Raw genomic sequence first — 18,477 nt, 5'->3', positions numbered from 1 at the left:
GCCAGGGCCTCCAGGGCCCGGCCGCACCGGTCGTCGTTGAGCGCGTCCGGCTCGATCCCGAAGATCTCCGCGACCGCCCACTTCTCGGCCCAGCGCTGGACCCGGACCAGCGGCGTCGGGGAGGACAGCCGGTTGGCGACCAGCGCGGCTATGACCTGGCCGTGGGTGTAGCGGGCCTTCTTCTCCTGGATCGGGCAGAGCCGGTCGATGATGCCGACCAGGTCGAGGCGTGCCAGCAGGTCACAGACCACCGGCAGCGGGCCCAGGAACTTCTCCACGCTCGGGGGCCCGTAGAGCAGATCCGCGGCAGCCAGCACACGACGAACCGTCCCAGACCGGAAGCCCTACACACCAGGGCGATCAACACACCACAAGATCAAAGAGTCACACGTTCAGGACACCGCACGAACGTGCGGAGTACAGGGGGTATGGACGAGACGCTCGCAGCCACAGCGCAGCACGACGCTGTCGCCGTGCTGCGTCAGGCAGGCGCCCGGTTCGCCTACCTGCACGGCAGCCGCGCCGCCGGGCGCCAGCGGGCGGAATCGGATATCGACATCGCCGCCTACTTCGGCGGGCCGCAGCCTCCGAACTCCTTCGACATACTCCTGCCGCCCGGCGTCGACCTCCTCGTCCTTGACAACGCGCCGCTCGAGCTCGCCGGCAGGGTCGCGGCCGATGGGAAGATGATCTTCGAAGACGACCGGGCCGCGCGGACCCGATCTGGCTKCGCGGCGTCAAGTACACCTTCGTGACCGCGATCGAGGCCTGCATCGACGTCGCGCAGCACATCTGCGCGACGCAAGGCTGGGGGCCACCGGCTGACAACGGCGACGCGATCCGTCTCCTCGGCGACCACGGAGCACTGGCCCCGGCTCTCGCGCGGTCGCTCCGCAAGGCCGTCGGCTTCAGGAACGTCCTCGTCCACGACTATATCGACGTCAACGATGAGATCGTCGTTGTCCGCCTGAAATCCCTCGACGACCTTGGCGACTTCGTCCGGGAAATAGCGGGCTACGTGTCTGACACGCAGGCGTAGCCCCATGTGGTGCTCTTCCTTTGGCGGATGTGTGGATTAATAATTTTTTCCTGGTATTTTACTCTTCGTCAAAGACGTCATGTGTCCCGATGGGCACCCAGATGATGTGCGGTTCTCCGGAGCGCTTCGACTCGCCGTACTTGAAGAGTGCCCGGCCGTCGGGTGCCCAGGTCATGGCTCGCAGGTTCGAACCAGCCTTGGCCGCGGGAACTTGTGTGCGCGTGATTCATGATCCTGAGTGGGACGAGCTCTGGCCGGGCTTATCGATCATCTGTGCCAGGCAGTCGTGGTGGTGCCGATCGGTAGCTGGCCGGGGTTGCCGAGAGGTTGATGGGGTTCCGGCACAACGAGACTTTGCTGCCGTCCTCGCGGGGGAGGTGGACGATGGGGTTCAGGCCGAGGTCGCCCGCGAGACCGAACGCGCCGGCGATGTCGTTGACGACACCGGCCGGGACGCGTACCCGCGCCAGCGCATCGGCCCAATCGGCGGCCGTTCGCGTCTTGAGGCGGCGTTCCAGTTCGGCGCACAGCAGTTCCCGGTGCTGGACGCGGGCGGTGTTGGTGCCGAAGCGGGGGTCGTCCGAAAGGTGTCGTATGCCGAGCGCGTCGCACAACGCGGCGAACTGGCGGTCGTTGCCAACGGCTAGCACGAGGTCGCCGTCGGCGCAGGACAGCAGTTCGTAGGGGGCGATGCTGGGGTGCTGGTTGCCCATCCGGGTGGGCACCACGCCGGCCGCGGTGAAGGCGCTGGCCTGGTTGACCAGCGCCGCGAGTAGGCAGGTCAGCAGGTCGATGTCGACTCGCTGACCCTCGCCCGTGACTTCCCGGTGGTGGAGTGCAGCCAGGATGCCGGTGGTGGCGAACAGGCCGGCGAGGACGTCGACCACGGCGACCCCGACCTTCTGGGGCTCGCCGCCCGGGCTGCCGGTGACGCTCATGAGGCCCCCGAGTGCCTGGATCAGCAGGTCGTAGCCGGGTAAGGCGGCTCCGGGGCCGCGGCCGAAACCGGTGATCGAGCAGTAGATGAGGCCGGGGTTGGCCGGCCTGAGCTGGTCGTAGTCGAGGCCGAACTCCGCCATCAGGCCCGGACGGAAGTTCTCGACCACGACGTCGACGCCGGCGGCGAGCGCCCTGGCCCGTGCTCGATCCAGCTCGTCGGTCAGGTCCAGGACGATGCTGTCCTTATTGCGATTGACCGCCTGGAAGTAGGTGGCTTGCCCGTACTCGTCGTACGGCGGCCCCCACGCGCGGGTGTCGTCGCCGGCGCCGGGGCGCTCGACCTTGGTCACGGTGGCGCCGAGGTCGGCGAGCTGCATCGTCGCGAACGGCCCGGCCAGGACCCGTGAGAAGTCGAGAACCCGCAGCTTGTCAAGAGCTCCGGACATGTACCATGCCCCCTATCTTCGATTTTCGAAAATCGAAGATAGCACGATAGGGTGTCGGTACCCAAGGTCAAGGAGGCCCCCATGCCTGCTGCAGCGGTCCTGCAGGACTTTCTGTCCATCGACTCGGTGCTCTCCGATGAGGAACGGGACATCCGCGACACGGTCCGGGCGTTCGTCCGCGACCGTGTCGTGCCCGAGGTCGGGGACTGGTTCGATGAGGGGCGAGTGCCCCGTGAACTGCTCGGTGAGCTGGGCAAGCTCGGTGTGCTGGGGATGCACCTGGAGGGCTATGGCTGCGCCGGGACCAGCGCGGCGGCCTACGGGCTGGCCTGTCTGGAGCTCGAGGCGGGCGACAGCGGGATCCGCAGCATGGTCTCGGTACAGGGCTCACTGGCGATGTTCGCGATCCACCGGTGGGGATCGGAGGAACAGAGGCTCCAGTGGCTGCCGCGGATGGCCGCCGGTGACGCGGTCGGCTGCTTTGGCCTGACCGAACCGGACTCGGGGTCGGATCCCGGATCGATGCGTACCTACGCCCGCCGTGACGGCGAGGACTGGATCCTGCACGGGCAGAAGATGTGGATCACCAACGGCTCGCTGGCCGATGTCGCCGTGGTCTGGGCGAACACCGAGCAGGGGGTCCGGGGATTCCTGGTGCCCAAGGGCACGAAGGGCTTCACCACCCGCGACATCCACAAGAAGCTGTCCCTGCGCGCGTCGGTCACCTCGGAGCTGATCCTTGACGAGGTGAGGCTGCCCGCGTCGGCCGTGTTGCCCGAAGCGACCTCCCTGCGTGGTCCGCTGTCGTGCCTGAACGAGGCCCGCTACGGCATCGTGTGGGGCGCGGCCGGAGYGGCGCGGGCCTGTCTGGAGGCCGCCGTGGACTACAGCACCACCCGGATCCAGTTCGGCAAGCCGATCGCGTCCTTCCAGATCCAGCAGCAGAAGCTGGCGGCGATGGCGCTCGAGGTCAACCGGGCCACCCTGCTGGCGTTGCACCTCGGCCGGCTCAAGGATGCCGGGCGGTTGCGGCCCGAGCAGGTCAGCATGGGCAAGCTTGGTAACGTCAATGCTGCACTTGAGGTTGCCCGCAACGCCCGGCAGGTGCTCGGCGCGAACGGCATAACGCTGGAGTACCCGGTCATCCGGCATCTGGCCAACCTTGAGTCCGTGGTCACCTACGAGGGAACCGCCGACGTGCACGCCCTGGTGATCGGGGGCGCGCTCACCGGGATCCAAGCCTTCCGGTAGCCGCGGCCACCGCTAGAGTCGCGGCGATGATGACGCGCCAGGACGGCCCCGCCACGACAGCTCAGCACGCCCTCGACGGGCTGCGCCGGGCCATCGTGGCGGGGGAGTTCCGACCGGGACAGCGAGTCCTGCAGGAGGAGATCGCCCAAAACCTCGGGATCAGCGTGGCTCCGGTGCGGGAAGCGCTGCGGGCGCTCGAGCAGGAAGGTCAGGTCGTCTACCGGCCCCGGCGCGGCTACTTCATCACGGAGTTGCGCGCCGCGGACCTCGTGGAGATCTACGCGCTGCGGCAGCTGCTGGAGGAGCGGGCGGTGCGCCACGCACTGCCCACTTTGGACGATGACGCCGTGGAGCGGATCGCGCTGGCTGCGCGCGACTGTGCCGAGGCGGCCGGGCGCGGTGACGTCGCCACCGAGCTGGCGGCGAATCGGCGGTTTCATTTCGGCATGCTCGAGCCGCCGGATCAGCATCACACGATGCGCCTGATCCGGCTGCTCTGGGACTCCACCGAGGCCTACCGTGCGATGTACTACAACTCGCCTGAGGAACGTGCCACCACGGTGGATGCGCATGAGAAGATCCTCGACGCCGTCCGCCGTCGTGCTGTGGACGAGGTGGTCGCGGAACTCGATGCACACCGGGACCGCGCGTTGCGGGTGCTGACGGCGATCCTCGAAGCCGGTGACTAATCGCCCTCCCGCGTTTAGCCGTGGTAGTCGTAGAATCCGCGGCCGCTCTTCCGGCCGAGCAGGCCGGCGTCGACCATACGCAGCAACATCGGTGGTGGCGAGTACAGCGGCTCCTTGAACTCGGCGTACAACGAGGTCGCGATGGCCACAACGGTGTCGACGCCGATGAGGTCGGTCAGGCGCAACGGTCCCATCGGATGAGCGCAACCACCGGTCATCCCGGCGTCGATGTCCGTGGCCGTGGCGAACCCCGACTCGACCATGCGAACGGCCGACAGGAGGTAGGGCACCAGCAGGGCGTTGACGACGAAGCCGGCCCGGTCTCCGGACAGGATCACCGTCTTGCCGAGGTAGTGCTCGGCCAGTTCCCGTACCCGGCGCACCACGTCGGGTGAGGTCAACAGGGACGGCACCACCTCGACGAGCGGGAGCACCGGCACCGGATTGAAGAAGTGCATGCCGATGACCTGCGCCGGCCGCCGGGTGACGGTGCCGAGTTTCATGATGGGCACCGACGAGGTGTTCGAGGCCAGGATGGCGCGCTCGTCCTTGATAACCGCGTCCAGTCGCCGGAACAACTCGGTCTTCAGCGCCTCGTCTTCGCTGGCCGCTTCGATGCACAGGTCCACTGTGGCGAGCGCGTCGAGATCAGTGCCGAAGTGGATCCGGTTGATCGCGGCTTCGGCATCCCCGGCGACGAGCTTGCCGGAGGCTGCTGCTTTCTCCAGCGACCTCTCCACCCGGCTTCGCCCACGAGCGGCGGCAGCGGCGTCGACTTCGTGCACGATCACGGTGCGCCCGGCACGGGCGAACACCTCCACGATCCCCGAGCCCATCAAGCCGCAGCCGACCACGCCGACCGTCGTCATGTCCATCGATTCCTCACTGTCCATCGGCATCTGGGCGGTCCTCGACGATCTCCACGTGCAACGACCCCAGCCCGGTGATCTCGCCGTCGAGGCGATCGCCGATCTTGGTCCACACGCCGGTGCTGAGTCCTACGCCGGCCGGGGTGCCGGTGAGCACGACGTCACCCGGTTCGAGCGTGACGTGCTCGCTGATCCGGGCGACGATTTCCGGTACCGGCCAGATCATGTCCTTGGTGTTGGCGTTCTGCTTCAGCTCTCCGTTGAGGCGGAACCGCAGCTGCAGGTTTCCCTCGTCGACGAACCGCGCGGGCACGATGCCCGGGCCAAGTGGGCAGCTGTCGTCGAACGCCTTGCCGCCGAACAGGTCGAACTTGACAAGATGTTTCGGATGGCGCTGCCAGTCGCGCGCCGACAGGTCGAGGCCGATGGTGTAGCCGGCGACGTATTCGCGAGCCTCCTCGACCGCGATGTGCCGGCCGCGCTTGCCGATCACGAGCGCCAGCTCGAGCTCGTAGTCGAACCTGCTCGACTGGACCGGGTACCGCACGGAACTGCCCTGGCCTACCAGCGTTGTGGTAGGTGGCTTGAGGAAGAAGACCGGAATGTTGTCTTCCTTGCTGAAGCCGGCGTGGCCGCCGTCCTGTGTCACGTGGTCGTAGTAGTTGGCGCCTGTGCAGATGACCTTGCTGGGGTACTGCAACGGGGTCAGCCAGTCCTCCAGCCGGCTCGGCGCGGCGACCTCGGCGCATGTCTGCGCACCGTCGGCGAGGGCGCGGGCAGCCCGTAGCAGGACCGGTTCACTGTCGGCCCAGTGCGTGAACACCGTCATCAGCCCGGCCGACGGGTTCGGGGCGAGCACTTCCGGGGCGAGGTCGGCAATCCGGTAATGCCGGCCGTCCATGCTCAGCACCGGCGTCGGCGAGCCGTCGACGCGCAGTGTCGCGAGGGAAAATGTCATGGCGAGTCGTCTCCTTCACCAGGTGCCGCTACGCGAGCGCGCCGGCCATCGCCCACCGGTCGAGCAGTTGGTCGACCGCCGGCGCGGGATCGGCGAGCAGGAGCCGGCCGGCCTTCCGGACTTCGTGTCGCTGAGCTGTGTCGAGATATTCCACCGGGGATGTGCCATCGACGCGGGCCAGCGCGAGCGCTGGCAGCAGCGCCGCTACCCGCTCGCCGAACGCGTCCGGTGGTTCCCAGTCGATGTGGCGCGCGTGCGCGTCGGCCAGCGCCTGCGCCGCGGCGCGCAATTCGGCGGCCAGACCAGGTAGTTTAATCGACTTGATAAGCAGGTGGTTGAGGCAGAAGGCGATGTCGAAGGCCGGGTCGCCGAACCACGCGCATTCCGCGTCCAGCAGCACCGGGCCATCCGGACCGAGCAGGATATTTTTCGGACTGACGTCACCGTGGACGACGGCGAGGTGCGTGCTGGCCGTCCTCCGGGCCAGTTCGGCGAATCGCTCCCGCAGATCCGGATGCGCTCCTGCGGTGACCCGCAGGAACGGCTCGATACGCAGGGCGTCGAAATTGCCGTCGGTGGCGAATCGAAGCGCGCTGTGCTGATCGGCGGCGCTTGCCGAGTGCAGCCGGCCCACGAGGTCACCGACTTCTCGCGCGGCCGCGACATCCACCTGCCCGTCGAGCAGCTGCGCCTTCCACACCGGGTAGCGCTCCGGCGGCAGGAATTCCATCGCGAACAGGCCCGCTTCGCCGTCGTGGACGATGCCGCGGGGTACCTGACCCGGGCACAGCGGGGCGGCGAACCGTAGCCAGTCGTACTCGACCCGGTTTCGTGAGACGGGCGCGAGCCACTCGTGCGCGACCTTGAGCTGAGCCAGGGCTCCCTTCACGCACACGGTCCCGGCGGGCAGGTCTACTTTCCACAGATCCGAAGACACACCGCCGGTCAGCGGAGTCAGTTCCGCGTGCTCGCCGGGGCCCAGTAATCCCTGCCTGCGCAGGAACGCGCGCACTTCCGCATGGGGGTCGGACCTGGTCACGGGGTCAGTTCCGGTGCGGGCAAAGGGGCGAGCGGGCTGAATCGCAGACTGCTGTCCTCCGCGATGCGGATCAGCTGGTTGTACTTGGCCAGGCGTTCCGACGAACGCACCGACCCGATCTTGATCTGCCCCGCGGCGGTGCCGACCGCGAGATCGGCGAGGAAATCGTCCTCTGTCTCACCGGAGCGCGCCGACACCACGGGAACGTAGTCGGCGTTGCCGGCCGCGGAGACAACCTCGAGCGTGCCGGTGAGCGTTCCGTTCTGGTTGACCTTCACCAGGACCCCGGTGGCGCATCCTTTCGCGATCCCTTGCGACAGGCGGTGTGGGTTGGTCGTGAACAGGTCGTCGCCGATGAGCCGCACCCGATTGCCGAGCCGCGCGGTGAGTGCCTGCCACCCGTCCCAGTCTTCCTCGTCGAGTGCGTCCTCGATGGACACGATCGGGAAGTCGTCTACCCAGGACGAGATGATCTCGATCATTTCCTCCGTGCTGACCCGGTGCCCTTCCCGGCGCAGGTGGTAGTCGCCGGTCGCGGCGTCATACAGTGATGTGGCCGCGACATCGATCGCGATGGCGACATCCAATCCGGGCTTGAGCCCGGCCCGTTCGATCGAGGCCACGAGCAGTTCGAGCGCGTCCCGTCCGGTGCGGCAGCCGGGGCTCAGCCCGCCTTCGTCGGCGAGCAGCGTCGGCAGGCCGCGTTCGGCGCACACCACTGTCGCCGCATCGCGGACCTGCGCGGTGAGCCGGATCGCCTCCAGCATGGAGGTCGCCGCGATGGGTACCGCGAGAAAGTCCTGGACGTCCATCCCGCGTCCGGCGTGCAACCCGCCGGACAGGATGTTCACCATCGGCATGGGCAGTGCGGGTTCGGCGACGCCGGCGAGTTCGGCGATGCGCCGGTACAGCGGCTGCTCGGACGCCTTCGCCGATGCCCGGCAGATGGCCAGTGACGTGCCCAGCACCGCGTTGGCGCCGAGGCGGGACAGCCCGGGTGTGCCGTCGAGCTCGCGCAGCAGGGAGTCGCAGCCCCGCTGGTCCATCACGTCGTGCCCGCGCAGCGAGGCGGTGATCTCTCCGTCGACATGCTCGACCGCGGACAACACGCCGAGTCCGTTGAAGACGTCTTCGTCACCGTCGCGAAGCTCATGCGCTTCATACGTGCCGGTGGATGCGCCGGACGGCACCGAGGCGCGGGCGACGACCCCGTCGTCCAGACCGATTTCGACCTCGACCGTGGGTCTCCCGCGGGAGTCGAACACCTGGCGGCCGTGCACGCTGCGGATCACGCTCATGAAGACACTCCATACAGGGTTGTCGGTCGGTTGCAGGGATAACGCGGTGTTTCGCCGCGCAGGACACGGACGACTTCCTCCGCGGCGCTATGGCGGAGTTCGCCGACCGAGGCGTCCGAGGAGAACGCGATGTGCGGGGTGATCACCACTGCGGGGTGCTCCAGCAGCTCAGCGGGCACCGCGGGTTCCTCCTCGAGCACATCGAGGCCCGCGCCGCCGAGGTGACCGGCTCGCAACGACGCCACCAGCGCTTCGGTGTCGATCAGACCGCCGCGGCTGACGTTGACCAGCAGTGCCCCGGGTGGCATGAGCGCCAGCTCGCGGGCCCCGATGAGGTGATGCGTCGCGCCTGTGAGCGGCGCGTGCAGGACCACGACGTCACTGCCGGCGAGGAGTTCGTCGAACCCGACGACCGGCACGCCGCCCGTGTCAGCAGGCGGAGAAGGGTCGCTGGCCACGACACGGGCGCCCAGCGCGCGCAGCTTCGCCGCGGTCGCCCTGCCGATCCGCCCGAACCCGACCACACCGACGGTCAGGGAGGACAGCCGGCGCAACCGGGAACCGGCCGGATCCCAGCGCCCGGCCCGCACCTCGCGGTCGGCGACGACCAGCCCGCGCGCCCAGGCCAGCACCAGCCCGATCGCATGATCCGACACTTCTTCGACGCAGTAGTCGGGAACGTTGGTCACCAGCACGCCGTGGTCGGTCGCGGCGGCTACGGCGATGTTGTCGAGGCCGACGCCCATGCGGGCGACGACCCGAAGCGCCGTGGCATCGCCGATGGCCCTCGCCGACACCGGTGCCCAGCAGGTGAGTATCGCCGCCGGTTGATGCTCCGCCACGAGCGCGTCGATCACGGCTGCGGGCGCCGGCTCTGGCGGGCCGCTGACGAGCCGGAAACCGGCGGATTCGAGCACGGCTCGCTCAACGCTGTCGTCGGGCCACGCCCGGTCGGTGAGCAGCACCGTGTCCTGGTCCTTGGTCATCGCATCAGTTCTTTCTCTGTCGCTCGCGGTGGGGCGAGGTGGGGTGACGGGGCTTGTTCCTCTACGCAGTGCAGGCGTTGCTCACCGAGCCCGGTCACCCGCGCGGTCACCAGGTCGCCGGGGCGGAGGAAACGTCCGTGGTGGGACCCGAAGCCCGCCGGGGAACCGGTGCACAGGACGTCGCCCGGTCGCAGGCGGGTGTGTCGGGACAGGTACGCGACCTGGTGCTCGATGCCGAACAGCATGTCTTCGGCGGTGTCGTCCTGCATGACGGTGCCGTTGACGGACAACTGGAGGCGCAGCTGGGAAGCGTCGGGAACCTGCCATGCGGGCACGAACCACGGCCCGAGCGGCAGGGATCCCGGCATGCCCTTGCTCTGGAGCCAGTCGCTGCCCAGCGCCGGCAGATCTTCGCGCGCCACCCAGGATCGGACCGTCAGATCGTTCGCCACGCAGTAGCCGGCGATGACGCCTGCCGCGTTCCCGGGGGAGATCCGGCGGGCGGTTGCGCCGATGACAGCCGCGATTTCGACCTCCCAGTCGAGCGTCTCGACGCCTGGCGCGATCGCCAGGTTGCCGATCGGCCTGCCGACCCGTTCGGAACTGGTCAGGCATACGTACGGCTCGCCTGTCCGGCTCCGGCGGTCCAGCGCTTCGAGCGCAGCGGCCCGACGCCCGGGAGCCCCGGGTCCGCCGGCGCCGCCGCCGACGTCCATGGCGGCCTCCACGACCTGGCGGCGGTAGTTGCCGATCGTGCAGAACGCCTGCCGGGGCTGGATTGGTGCCTGGATGCGCAGCGAGCCGATGTCGTCGCCGCGCGTGAGGACGAGATCCCGGGTCTGGGGGAGAGTGGTCAGGGCGCGAAGGTCGGATTCATGGTCCGGCCAGCGCTCGAGGAGTTCGGTGAGTGATCCGGCTCGACCGAGTGGCCACTCGCCGGCCCACTCGCGCAGCGGCAGTGCGCGTCCGTTCGCGACCAACCACGGCAGGGACTCGCCGCCCCGGCTAGCTTGCGCCAGTACGACGCCCTCCGGTGCCGCGTCGCCACCCGAGCCGAACCCCCCGCGACCTGCCATCTCCATGCTGACCGCCTTCCGCTGTACTGCCGATGTGCTAACGATAGCATTAGTCTTCTCCCGTCCAGGCTCGCGATTCCTCCCTCCCCTGGTTTCTCCCCGCAGGCCACGGATCAGTGTGGGTGTTGACGCGGATGGGCCGGCCTGGTCTGCTATCGATAGCAAAAAAGGAGGCAAAGCCAGTGAAGGTGCGGCGTGTGGTAGCTGGGAACGATGCCCGCGGGAAGTCGATCTTCCTGTCGGATAGCACCGTCCCGAACAGCCACGACTTCGAGTTCATGCCCGGTCAGGCGCAGACCCGCGTCTGGTTCACCGCCGGGCCGCCGGCGACGACACCGCCGGGGGCCGAGCCGACGAGCGACACGGGTCCGGTGGTTCCCGGACCGGGTGGGGCGAGTTTCGTGATCGTCCGATATGCGCCCGACTCGGTGGTCACCGACCCGCGCTTCGACGCCGGGCGCGCCAACGCCGAGTTCGCCACCTATGCGCCGGACATCGTCGGGGCTTCGGATCCCGCTGAGCCGGGCATGCACCGCACGCCGAGCGTCGACTACGGGGTGGTGCTCGACGGTGAGATCTGGCTCGAACTGGACGACGGTGCGCAGACCCGGCTCACCCGCGGCGACACGATCGTCCAGATCGCCGGCCGGCACGCTTGGCGCAACAGGACCGACCGGCCCGCGACTGTCGCTTTCGTGCTGACCGGGGCCACCGGCTGAGGCGAAGGAGCGAAAAGCGCTCTCTGCAACGGAGAGGGCGCTTTTCGCTTAGGCCCATCTAGGCGACCGGCGAGCGCAGTCGCGCGAGCGCGTGGGTAACGCGGGAGAGCTCGTCGAGCAGCACCGTACACGCCACGGTTGCCGGCTCGTCCGGGTAGAAGACATCGTCCACAAGGTGCCGCGCGAAGTTGGCCAGTGTGACCTGATCGGTCAGTGGCAGCATCCGAAGGCAGGTCAGGACGGGCTTGAGCAACTGGACGGCGCGTATCCCGCCGGAGATTCCGCCGTAGCTGACGAAGCCGACCGRCTTGAACGCCCACTCGTCGTACAGGTAGTCGATCGCGTTCTTCAGCGCGGCGGGGAAACCGTGGTTGTACTCCGGCATCACGAACACCAGGGCGTCCGACGAGTCGATGGTCCTGCTCCACGAGCGAGTGTGTTCGTGGACGTAGTTCCCCGCTCGGGGATTATGGGGTTCGTCCATCAGTGGCAGCGCGAGTTCGGCGAGGTCGKCGACCTCGACCGTGAAGCGCCCGTCCAGGCGGCACCGTTCGGCAAACCAGTCCCCGATGGGTTTGCCGGCGCGTCCCGGTCGCGTGCTCGCGATGACGACTTGCAGCGTTGGTGGCATGATATTCCTTGAGATGAGATTGCGGCAGATCCCGTGGCGGCGGGGGCCATGCCCGGAATGGAGACACGACTCCCGCTACTCGGCCCGTTCAGGGGATGACGACGTAGTTGCTGAACCCGCCGCGGCGGTCCTTCAGGCCGGAGATCGCACGGTTGACCTCCGTCAGCGGGAAGCGCTCGTGCTCGAGGTAGGACAGGTCGAGCGTGCCGGTCTCGACCATATGCGCCAGTTCCTGGCCCTGTGCGGTGCTGAACCAGTTCGAGCCGATGAGCTGCACCTGCTCGTCCATGAGCCACTTCATATCCACCGGTACCCGGTCGGCCACCCCGCCGACGTTGACCACCTTCCCGCCGCGGCGAACGCCCTGCATCGAGTCCAGCATCGTCTCCGCCGAGGCTCGCGCGCCGAGCGCACTGATCACGAAGTCGGCGCCTTCACCGTCGGTCTGCACCTTCGCCCACTCACCCGAAGGCTTTTCGCCGAGTTTGAGGACCTCGACGCGGTCGGGCGCGAGGGATTTGACGCGCTGCAGCAGTTCCTCGTTGCGACCGGTGCCGAGCACCTTCGCCGCCCCGAAGGCGAGCGCGAGCACCGTCGCCGCGACGCCGAGAGTTCCGGTGATGCCGTCGATGAGACCCACCGTGCCGGGTCCCGCGTGCGCCATCCGCAGGGCGCCATAGGACGTGCCGATGTAGCCAAGCCGACCCGCCTCGTCGAAGGAGATGTTGTCGGGAAGCTTCACCAGCGACTGCTGGGGCGCGGTCATGAACTCGGCGAAACCACCGTAGGGGTACAGGTCGAAAATCCGCTGGCCGTCGGGTGAGGTGCTGAAGTAGCCGTTGAGGGTGAAGTAGCGGCACAGGCTGAGCTGGCCGCCGCGGCAGGAGTAGCAGCTTCCGCACGAGCGGAGCGGGTTGACGTACACTCGATCGCCGGGCCTGGTTCTGATCACTGCCTCGCCGACCTCTTCGACGACGCCCGCGGCGTCCAGGCCAAAGATCGCGGGAAATCGGGGCAGTGGCTGGTGCGGAAACCAGGTGGGCCAGTTGCTGATCACGTTGGCCATATTGGGCACGATTCCGCAGGCCTTCACCCGCACGAGCACGTCCGTGGGCCGGGGCTTGGGCACATCGATCTCCTCGATCGACATCGGCTCGCCGATCGCATGCAGCCGAGCCGCGCGCATTAACGCCATGTGAAGTTGCTCCTTCGTTACTCGTTTCTGGGATGGCAGGCTCGTGGGTCCGCGATTTCGGGCTGACGCGGCGAGAATCCGGCCGTCGGTGGGCAGGCGTTGCTAGTGCAGGTAGCTGTCTTCGAGCTCGATGTCGAGCATCCCCATGATCCGGACGCCGGAGTTGTACCAGGCGATGGTCAGGGCGARCTCGACCAGCTGCTGTTCGCTGAGGTGGGCGGCCGCTTCGGTCCAGCGGCGTTCCGTCACATCCACCTTCAAAGTGGACTCTTCGGCGAGCAGCATCACCGCGCGCTCGGCGTCGTCGAACAGATCGGAGTTCTCGAAATTGGGGACGGCGGCCAGCTGCTCCGGCGTGACGCCTGCCTTGAGGGCATGCGACTGGTGATGCGCGATCTCGTACCGTGACCGGGTGGCATAGCCCACGGTCAGGATCGCGAGCTCGCGAAGCTTCGGACTGAGCTCGGAGCGGCCCCGGAGCGCGTTGGCGTAGGACAGGAAGGCGTCGAGCAGTGCCGGTGCGTTCGCCAGGGCTCGGAAGATGTTGGCGGTCGGCATCTTGCGTTCCGCCTCGACGCGATCCCAGAGCGCCTTGGTGTCCGGGGTGGCGTCCTCGCGGGAGAGGTAGGGGACTCTTGCCATGAAGTGTTTTCTCCTGGATCTGCGAAGGTTACGTAGAGCCTGTTTTAGAATCACCCCAACCCGGTACGCCAGCTCATCAAATGGAGCCGTCAAACCGTCGACACGGTGAGCGAGGGATCCTGTGTCCATGGCGTGCCGCCGCTTGTTCGCGGTCAGGACAAGATTCAAAACAGGCTGTTAAGAGCGCTGCTCGAGCAGGAATCGTTCGAGCGTCATCGGGTTCTGCGGGGCCTCTGGCGCCTTCTGCGCGACGCCGTCGAACGCAGACGCTTCGAAGTACCACTTCTCCAGCGCGGGAAGGCCCCACCTCGCGTTGGTGCTCAGCGAGGCCGCGTCCCAGCGCACTGGCTCGAGCTCGATGTCGATGGTCTGGTAGTGGCTGTTGAACACCTCGACCCGATGCCCGTCGGGATCGCGGAGGTAGACGAAGAGCATGCCACCCGGCCCGTGCCGGYCGGGTCCGCGCTCCACCGAGTCGCCGTAGCCGAGGTTGCCGGCGAAGTCGCACGCGGTGAAGATGTCGCGGCTTTCGGAGACGGTGTAGGCGAAATGATGGAGCCGTGGACCTGCACCGGTGACGATGGCGAGATCGAGGCAGGTCCCCTTCCGGTACATGAAGGCGCCGAGGAGATTGTCGCCGTGGGCGAGGTATTCCGAGTTCCGGAAGCCGAGTGCGCTGTAGAAGGCACACAGCTTGTAGGTGTCCGGCGCCAGGACCTGGTAGTGGTCGAGCCGCTGGGCGTGGGCGCCCCGGAACACCTCGAACTGGATGTGCATCCGCGGCCGTGTCTCCATGGTCGAGCACAGCTCCAGCGGCGTCCCGATCGGATCGCTCACGTGCAGCGTCCTGCCCTGATGCGGCGCCTCGACCCACTCGGCCGGCAGGTCTCGCTCGCGGAAGTAGTCGTAGGCGGCGTCAAGATCTTCGTCGAAGAACACCCGGAAGCCGATCCTCCGGCACGTGCCGCCCTCGCGTGCCTGTTCAAGCACGAGACTGTGGTGACACGCTTCCTGTAAGCCGCGCAGGTAACAGGTGGACGGGTCCTCCTCGGTGACGACGAGGCCGAGCACGTTCACATAGAAGTTCCGGCTCTCCGCGAGATCGGTGACGGTCAGCCGGACATGGCTGGACCGGCTGATGTTGAACGGCGGCCGCAGGTTCACTGGAGGCAACATGGCGTGGCTCTCCGATCGATCCGTAAGGTTAATGGTGCGTGCTGAGCGTGTGCGCGAAGTGCCGGGCATGGCCTCGGTTCCTGGTGCTGTGATGTCCCGTGCGCGACCGCGACAGGGCCGGGGATGGCGAACCGGCCGGTGCGTGGTGCGGGATGTCGGGTTTGAGCTCCGCCGCAGCGCGTGTTTCGCGCGTGCCACCCATGGGGAATGTCAATTTTTGCTATCGATAGCAATGGATGTCGAAACGCCCGTCTCGTCAGGTCAACAGGCACTTTGCCTCCGCTCAATCCGCGTCAGTGGCGGCGCCCTGGCTCACGCCGCCCGTTCGAACGCTATGGCTACATAACTATGCGTCCATAACCTTCTGAGTGCAAGAGGCGAGGTGCCCCGAGATTCGGAGATCACCTGTCGCTCACCGATGAGCAGCCAGGCTATGGAAGAGCCAGCTCAGCTGCCCTTCCGGCGGGAGGGTCGGCGCGGCTGCGCGGGCGGCGCCGTGCTGCCACGCAGGATCAGGGAACCGGGCGACACCGACGCATACGCACTGTCATCGTCCGGTTTGGTGGTCAGTCGGCGCATCAGCCACAGCCCGCAGCCGGTGGCCATTTCCTGGATCGGCAGGCCGATCGTAGTGAGCCCGGGTCCCCACCAGGAGAACCCCGGTTCGTCGCCGAAGCCGACGACGGACAGCTCACTGGGCACCTTGACGTCCAATCGCGACAGTTCCTCCAGTACACCCAGGGTGAGCTGGACCGAGCCGAGCGCGATCGCGGTCGGCGCGGACGGCCCCGCCAGCAGGCGGCGCACCGCCTGCCGACCGTGCTCGACGGAGGACGGCGGTCCCAGCTCGATACAGCCGGCCTCGCTCGACAGGTTGCCCCCGGAGAGCGCGCTGCGAAAGCCTTTCAGACGCTCCGCGCCGGTGGGCAGCTCGGCCGGGCCGCCGACGTAGCCGATCCGGGGGTGTCCCTGTTCGACCAGGTGAGCGGTGGCCTGCCGCAGGGCATCGAAGTCGTTCACGCCGAACCACTGCGACCCGAGCGACGAATGCTTGCGCAGCAGCTGCACGTGGGGGACGGCCTTGAGTAGCTTTACCGATTCGCTGTGCGGGCGCGCGGTCGGCACGATGATGACGCCGGCCACCCGGCTCGCGGACAGCTCACGCAGGTGGCGCAGCTCCACCATCCGGTCGTCGTCGGTTTCCGACAGGATGAGCTGGAAGCCCTGCGCCTCCATGTTCTTGGAAAGCTCGTGGGCGATGGTGGAGTAGAAACTGTTGCGGATATCGGGAATCACCAGCCCGACCACGTCGCTGGACGCGCCGCGCATCATACGAGCGGCCCGGTTGGCCACGTATCCCATCTCGGCGGCGGCCTGCCGCACCCGGAACTTGGTCTGCTCGCTGATGCGATCGTCGTCGGCCAGCGCCCGGCCTACCGTCGAGACGGAGAGCTGCAAGCGCTCGGCGATATCCCTGGTGGTGATCACTGGCTGTCCGATCCTCCGAAGTGCGTGCGGAGATCTTACGCTAGYGATCGCAGAATGCATAGCAGTACGGCCGAGTGAGGCGAATCATCCGCCTGGCCCGCATGCTCGATGCTGTCATAGGCGAAACCCTTTGACTCTGATACGACTTTTTTGGCTGGGACGCGTTGAGTCCCGCGGCTGCGCGTCCGGAATTCGCACCTCCCAATCTCGATGTTGATGACCGTGCTGGCGAGTGCTAACGATAGCATGGCGGGCTCGTATGGTCAAGAGTGCCTTGGCGGCTAGAACTGTTCGGTCATCTGCGCCCGGCGGAGCCGTTCCCGCGCTGGGGTGCCGGAACTCTTTGGTCATCAGTTCTTGACGTGGCACGCCCCGCCCGTTCATGCTGTGCCATCAACGACTGTGTGGCAGACAGCTGATCGTCGCGAGGGCCCGTCGTTCCTCCCGGTGAACCACTGCCCGCATCCGCATCCGGCCCGGTTTCCGCATGCCGTTCTTCGTTCCTTCTCGCTCAATCCGGCAGGCCTGTCGCGGGTCCACCGTGACCATTTCCGATTGGAGTCAATCCGTGACCAATACGGCGCTCGCTGACGCAGGCAAGGCCCCTGCTCGGGACAAGGCAGCACTGCGCGAGGTCCCCGTGCCCAGGCTCGTCGTCGTGACCGGATTCCTGATGATGGCGGTGTCGTTCATGGTCAACGCCATGGACCGGCAGGTGTTCGCCCCGCTGCTGCCGACCATTCGCAAGGAATACGGGTTCACGTTGCAGGGAGGCGGGCTGCTCGCCACCGGCTTCACGCTGGGCATGGCGCTCGCCGGGCTGCCGGCCGGGTACCTGGTGGACCGCTTCTCCCGCAAGACCGTCCTGTTAGTCAGCATCGTGATCTACTCCCTCGGCACACTGGCCACCCCACTGGCGTCCGGATGGGGCGATATGGCGGCCTACCGGATCTTCTCGGGCTTCGGCGAGGGCATGCAGGCCGCGGCGCTGTTCGCGGCGGTCGGCGCGTACTTCAGCCACCGGCGCGGGCTTGCGCTCGGCGGCATCGGAACCGCCTTCGGCGTGGGGGTCTTCCTCGGGCCGCTCGTCGGCGTCCGGCTGGCGACCAGCTATGACACCTGGCGAGCGCCCTTCGTCGTGTTCGGACTAGCCGGGCTGGCCACCGCACTGATCGCAGCGTTCGTGGTCAGCCGCCGGATGACCGAGCGAGCCGTCGAAGCGTCGGTCAGCACCGCGAGCTTCGATTACATGCCTGCGTCCCCGTACAACCGCAACACCATCGCGCTGGCGATCAGCGCGGCGGTCGGCGGTGTGGTCCTCTATGGATTTCTCGGTCTCTACCCGACGTTTCTGATCAACCACCTGCACTTCACCACCGCCCAGTCCGCGCTCGCGATGAGCTGCGTGGGTTTCGGTGGGGTCGCGGGCCTGCTGGGCGGCTGGCTGGGTGACCGGGTCGATCAGCGTAACCTGCTGATCGGCGGCCACCTGGCGCTGTCGGTGATCGGCATTCTCGTCTACCAGGTGCAGGGAACTCTCGGCTGGCAGTGTGTGTTCGCCTTCCTGATGGGTGTCTTCGGTACCGGCTTCGTCTTCCCTAACACCAACAGCGCGATGCAGCGAGCCGTGCACCCGAGCCAGGTCGGGCGCGCCGCCGGGCTGTTCGTCACCAGCTATTACGTGACCGCCGCGTTCTCCGGCCTGCTCTTAGCCACCCTCGTGGGCAGTTTCGGCTGGCGCCAGGCGGGTCTGTGGCAGGTCACGGTATTGCCGCTGGTCGCCGTCCTCGCGCTGGCCTTCGTCCGCACCTCTCAGTTCAACAACGCGGTCCGGGAGCCCACGCACTGACCGGCCTCGATGTGCGACTGGCCTTGCCGATCGTGTCGGCGAGGCCAGTCGGGGGTTCCAGGATCGCTGGGGATCAGGGCGCTCGCTCGCCGGCCTGCCGGAGCCGGACGAGCCCGGCCTCGACCCTGCGTAGCAGCGCCACTGCCGAGTCGAGTTCCGCAGCGTCTCCGGCTGCCGCGGAGACTAG

Annotated in this window: 19 protein-coding genes; 6 read left to right on the top strand and 13 right to left on the bottom strand. The window is 67.4% G+C overall.

Features of this window, described 5'->3' with window-relative positions:
• Nucleotides 1-317, bottom strand: a 317-nt coding sequence (locus BBK14_RS33950; protein ID WP_241832068.1) for a DUF4277 domain-containing protein, incomplete at its 3' end; no start/stop codon positions are given.
• A 111-nt stretch (nt 318-428) separates the two neighbouring features.
• Between BBK14_RS33950 and BBK14_RS33945 the strand changes: the two genes are divergently transcribed.
• Together BBK14_RS33945 and hepT are read left to right on the top strand one after the other, a co-directional pair.
• A complete protein-coding gene (locus BBK14_RS33945) occupies nt 429-755 on the top strand; it encodes a nucleotidyltransferase domain-containing protein (protein ID WP_157904382.1) in 327 nt (108 codons plus the stop codon).
• Nucleotides 752-1,039, top strand: coding sequence for a type VII toxin-antitoxin system HepT family RNase toxin (gene hepT / locus BBK14_RS33940; protein ID WP_071067215.1), 288 nt, complete (start codon nt 752-754; stop codon nt 1,037-1,039). The genes BBK14_RS33945 and hepT overlap by 4 nt, the downstream gene beginning before the upstream one ends.
• A 260-nt stretch (nt 1,040-1,299) precedes the next feature.
• Here hepT and BBK14_RS33935 read toward each other — a convergent pair whose 3' ends face one another.
• Complete coding sequence (locus tag BBK14_RS33935; protein ID WP_071067214.1) at nt 1,300-2,424, bottom strand: CaiB/BaiF CoA transferase family protein; 1,125 nt, start codon at nt 2,422-2,424, stop codon at nt 1,300-1,302.
• An 81-nt stretch (nt 2,425-2,505) separates the two neighbouring features.
• On the opposite strand from BBK14_RS33935, the gene BBK14_RS33930 reads away from it, so the two are divergent.
• Together BBK14_RS33930 and BBK14_RS33925 are read left to right on the top strand one after the other, a co-directional pair.
• The gene (locus BBK14_RS33930; RefSeq protein WP_071067220.1) at nt 2,506-3,675 is read left to right on the top strand and encodes an acyl-CoA dehydrogenase family protein; all 1,170 of its coding nucleotides are present in this window, start codon (nt 2,506-2,508) and stop codon (nt 3,673-3,675) included.
• A 26-nt stretch (nt 3,676-3,701) separates the two neighbouring features.
• Nucleotides 3,702-4,364: a GntR family transcriptional regulator gene (locus tag BBK14_RS33925; protein WP_083391433.1), complete on the top strand. Its 663-nt coding sequence runs from the start codon at nt 3,702-3,704 to the stop codon at nt 4,362-4,364.
• Between the two features lie 14 nt (nt 4,365-4,378).
• On the opposite strand, the gene BBK14_RS33920 is transcribed toward BBK14_RS33925, so the two are convergent.
• Genes BBK14_RS33920 through BBK14_RS33895 form a run of 6 tightly spaced genes read right to left on the bottom strand, consistent with a single transcriptional unit; the run spans nt 4,379 to nt 10,596 of the window.
• A complete protein-coding gene (locus BBK14_RS33920) occupies nt 4,379-5,263 on the bottom strand; it encodes a 3-hydroxybutyryl-CoA dehydrogenase (protein WP_420849214.1) in 885 nt (294 codons plus the stop codon).
• Nucleotides 5,247-6,191 carry a fumarylacetoacetate hydrolase family protein gene (locus BBK14_RS33915; RefSeq protein ID WP_071067213.1) on the bottom strand — a complete coding sequence of 315 codons (945 nt, stop codon included), beginning with the start codon at nt 6,189-6,191 and terminating at the stop codon, nt 5,247-5,249. Before BBK14_RS33915 ends, BBK14_RS33920 begins: the two co-directional genes overlap by 17 nt.
• Nucleotides 6,192-6,219: 28 nt before the next feature.
• Nucleotides 6,220-7,230, bottom strand: a complete 1,011-nt coding sequence (locus BBK14_RS33910; RefSeq protein ID WP_198541514.1) for a phosphotransferase family protein — start codon at nt 7,228-7,230, stop codon at nt 6,220-6,222.
• On the bottom strand, nt 7,227-8,528 hold the full coding sequence (gene eno, locus BBK14_RS33905; RefSeq protein WP_071067211.1) for a phosphopyruvate hydratase: 1,302 nt from the start codon (nt 8,526-8,528) through the stop codon (nt 7,227-7,229). Before eno ends, BBK14_RS33910 begins: the two co-directional genes overlap by 4 nt.
• On the bottom strand, nt 8,525-9,514 hold the full coding sequence (locus BBK14_RS33900) for a C-terminal binding protein (RefSeq protein ID WP_071067210.1): 990 nt from the start codon (nt 9,512-9,514) through the stop codon (nt 8,525-8,527). The genes eno and BBK14_RS33900 overlap by 4 nt, the downstream gene beginning before the upstream one ends.
• On the bottom strand, nt 9,511-10,596 hold the full coding sequence (locus tag BBK14_RS33895; RefSeq protein WP_198541513.1) for a fumarylacetoacetate hydrolase family protein: 1,086 nt from the start codon (nt 10,594-10,596) through the stop codon (nt 9,511-9,513). Before BBK14_RS33895 ends, BBK14_RS33900 begins: the two co-directional genes overlap by 4 nt.
• Nucleotides 10,597-10,787: 191 nt before the next feature.
• On the opposite strand from BBK14_RS33895, the gene BBK14_RS33890 reads away from it, so the two are divergent.
• The gene (locus BBK14_RS33890) at nt 10,788-11,309 is read left to right on the top strand and encodes a cupin domain-containing protein (protein ID WP_198541512.1); all 522 of its coding nucleotides are present in this window, start codon (nt 10,788-10,790) and stop codon (nt 11,307-11,309) included.
• Nucleotides 11,310-11,367: 58 nt separating this feature from the next.
• Here BBK14_RS33890 and BBK14_RS33885 read toward each other — a convergent pair whose 3' ends face one another.
• From BBK14_RS33885 to BBK14_RS33865, 5 genes are all read right to left on the bottom strand, one after another.
• On the bottom strand, nt 11,368-11,940 hold the full coding sequence (locus BBK14_RS33885) for an NADPH-dependent FMN reductase (RefSeq protein WP_071067209.1): 573 nt from the start codon (nt 11,938-11,940) through the stop codon (nt 11,368-11,370).
• An 88-nt stretch (nt 11,941-12,028) separates the two neighbouring features.
• Nucleotides 12,029-13,126 (bottom strand): alcohol dehydrogenase catalytic domain-containing protein, encoded by a 1,098-nt coding sequence (locus tag BBK14_RS33880; RefSeq protein ID WP_071067208.1) that lies wholly within the window; start codon nt 13,124-13,126, stop codon nt 12,029-12,031.
• Nucleotides 13,127-13,237: 111 nt separating this feature from the next.
• Nucleotides 13,238-13,777, bottom strand: a complete 540-nt coding sequence (locus BBK14_RS33875) for a carboxymuconolactone decarboxylase family protein (protein ID WP_071067207.1) — start codon at nt 13,775-13,777, stop codon at nt 13,238-13,240.
• 177 nt (nt 13,778-13,954) lie between these two features.
• Nucleotides 13,955-14,953: a VOC family protein gene (locus BBK14_RS33870; RefSeq protein ID WP_071067206.1), complete on the bottom strand. Its 999-nt coding sequence runs from the start codon at nt 14,951-14,953 to the stop codon at nt 13,955-13,957.
• A 447-nt stretch (nt 14,954-15,400) separates the two neighbouring features.
• Nucleotides 15,401-16,441: a LacI family DNA-binding transcriptional regulator gene (locus tag BBK14_RS33865; protein WP_071067205.1), complete on the bottom strand. Its 1,041-nt coding sequence runs from the start codon at nt 16,439-16,441 to the stop codon at nt 15,401-15,403.
• 487 nt (nt 16,442-16,928) lie between these two features.
• Between BBK14_RS33865 and BBK14_RS33860 the strand changes: the two genes are divergently transcribed.
• Complete coding sequence (locus tag BBK14_RS33860) at nt 16,929-18,290, top strand: MFS transporter (RefSeq protein ID WP_198541511.1); 1,362 nt, start codon at nt 16,929-16,931, stop codon at nt 18,288-18,290.
• Nucleotides 18,291-18,477 lie beyond the last annotated feature (187 nt).

This window comes from Parafrankia soli (genome assembly GCF_001854695.1).
Lineage (GTDB): Bacteria > Actinomycetota > Actinomycetes > Frankiales > Frankiaceae > Parafrankia > Parafrankia soli.
The sequence above is the reverse complement of the archived record's forward strand: the minus strand, read 5'-3'. Positions and strand labels throughout refer to the sequence as shown.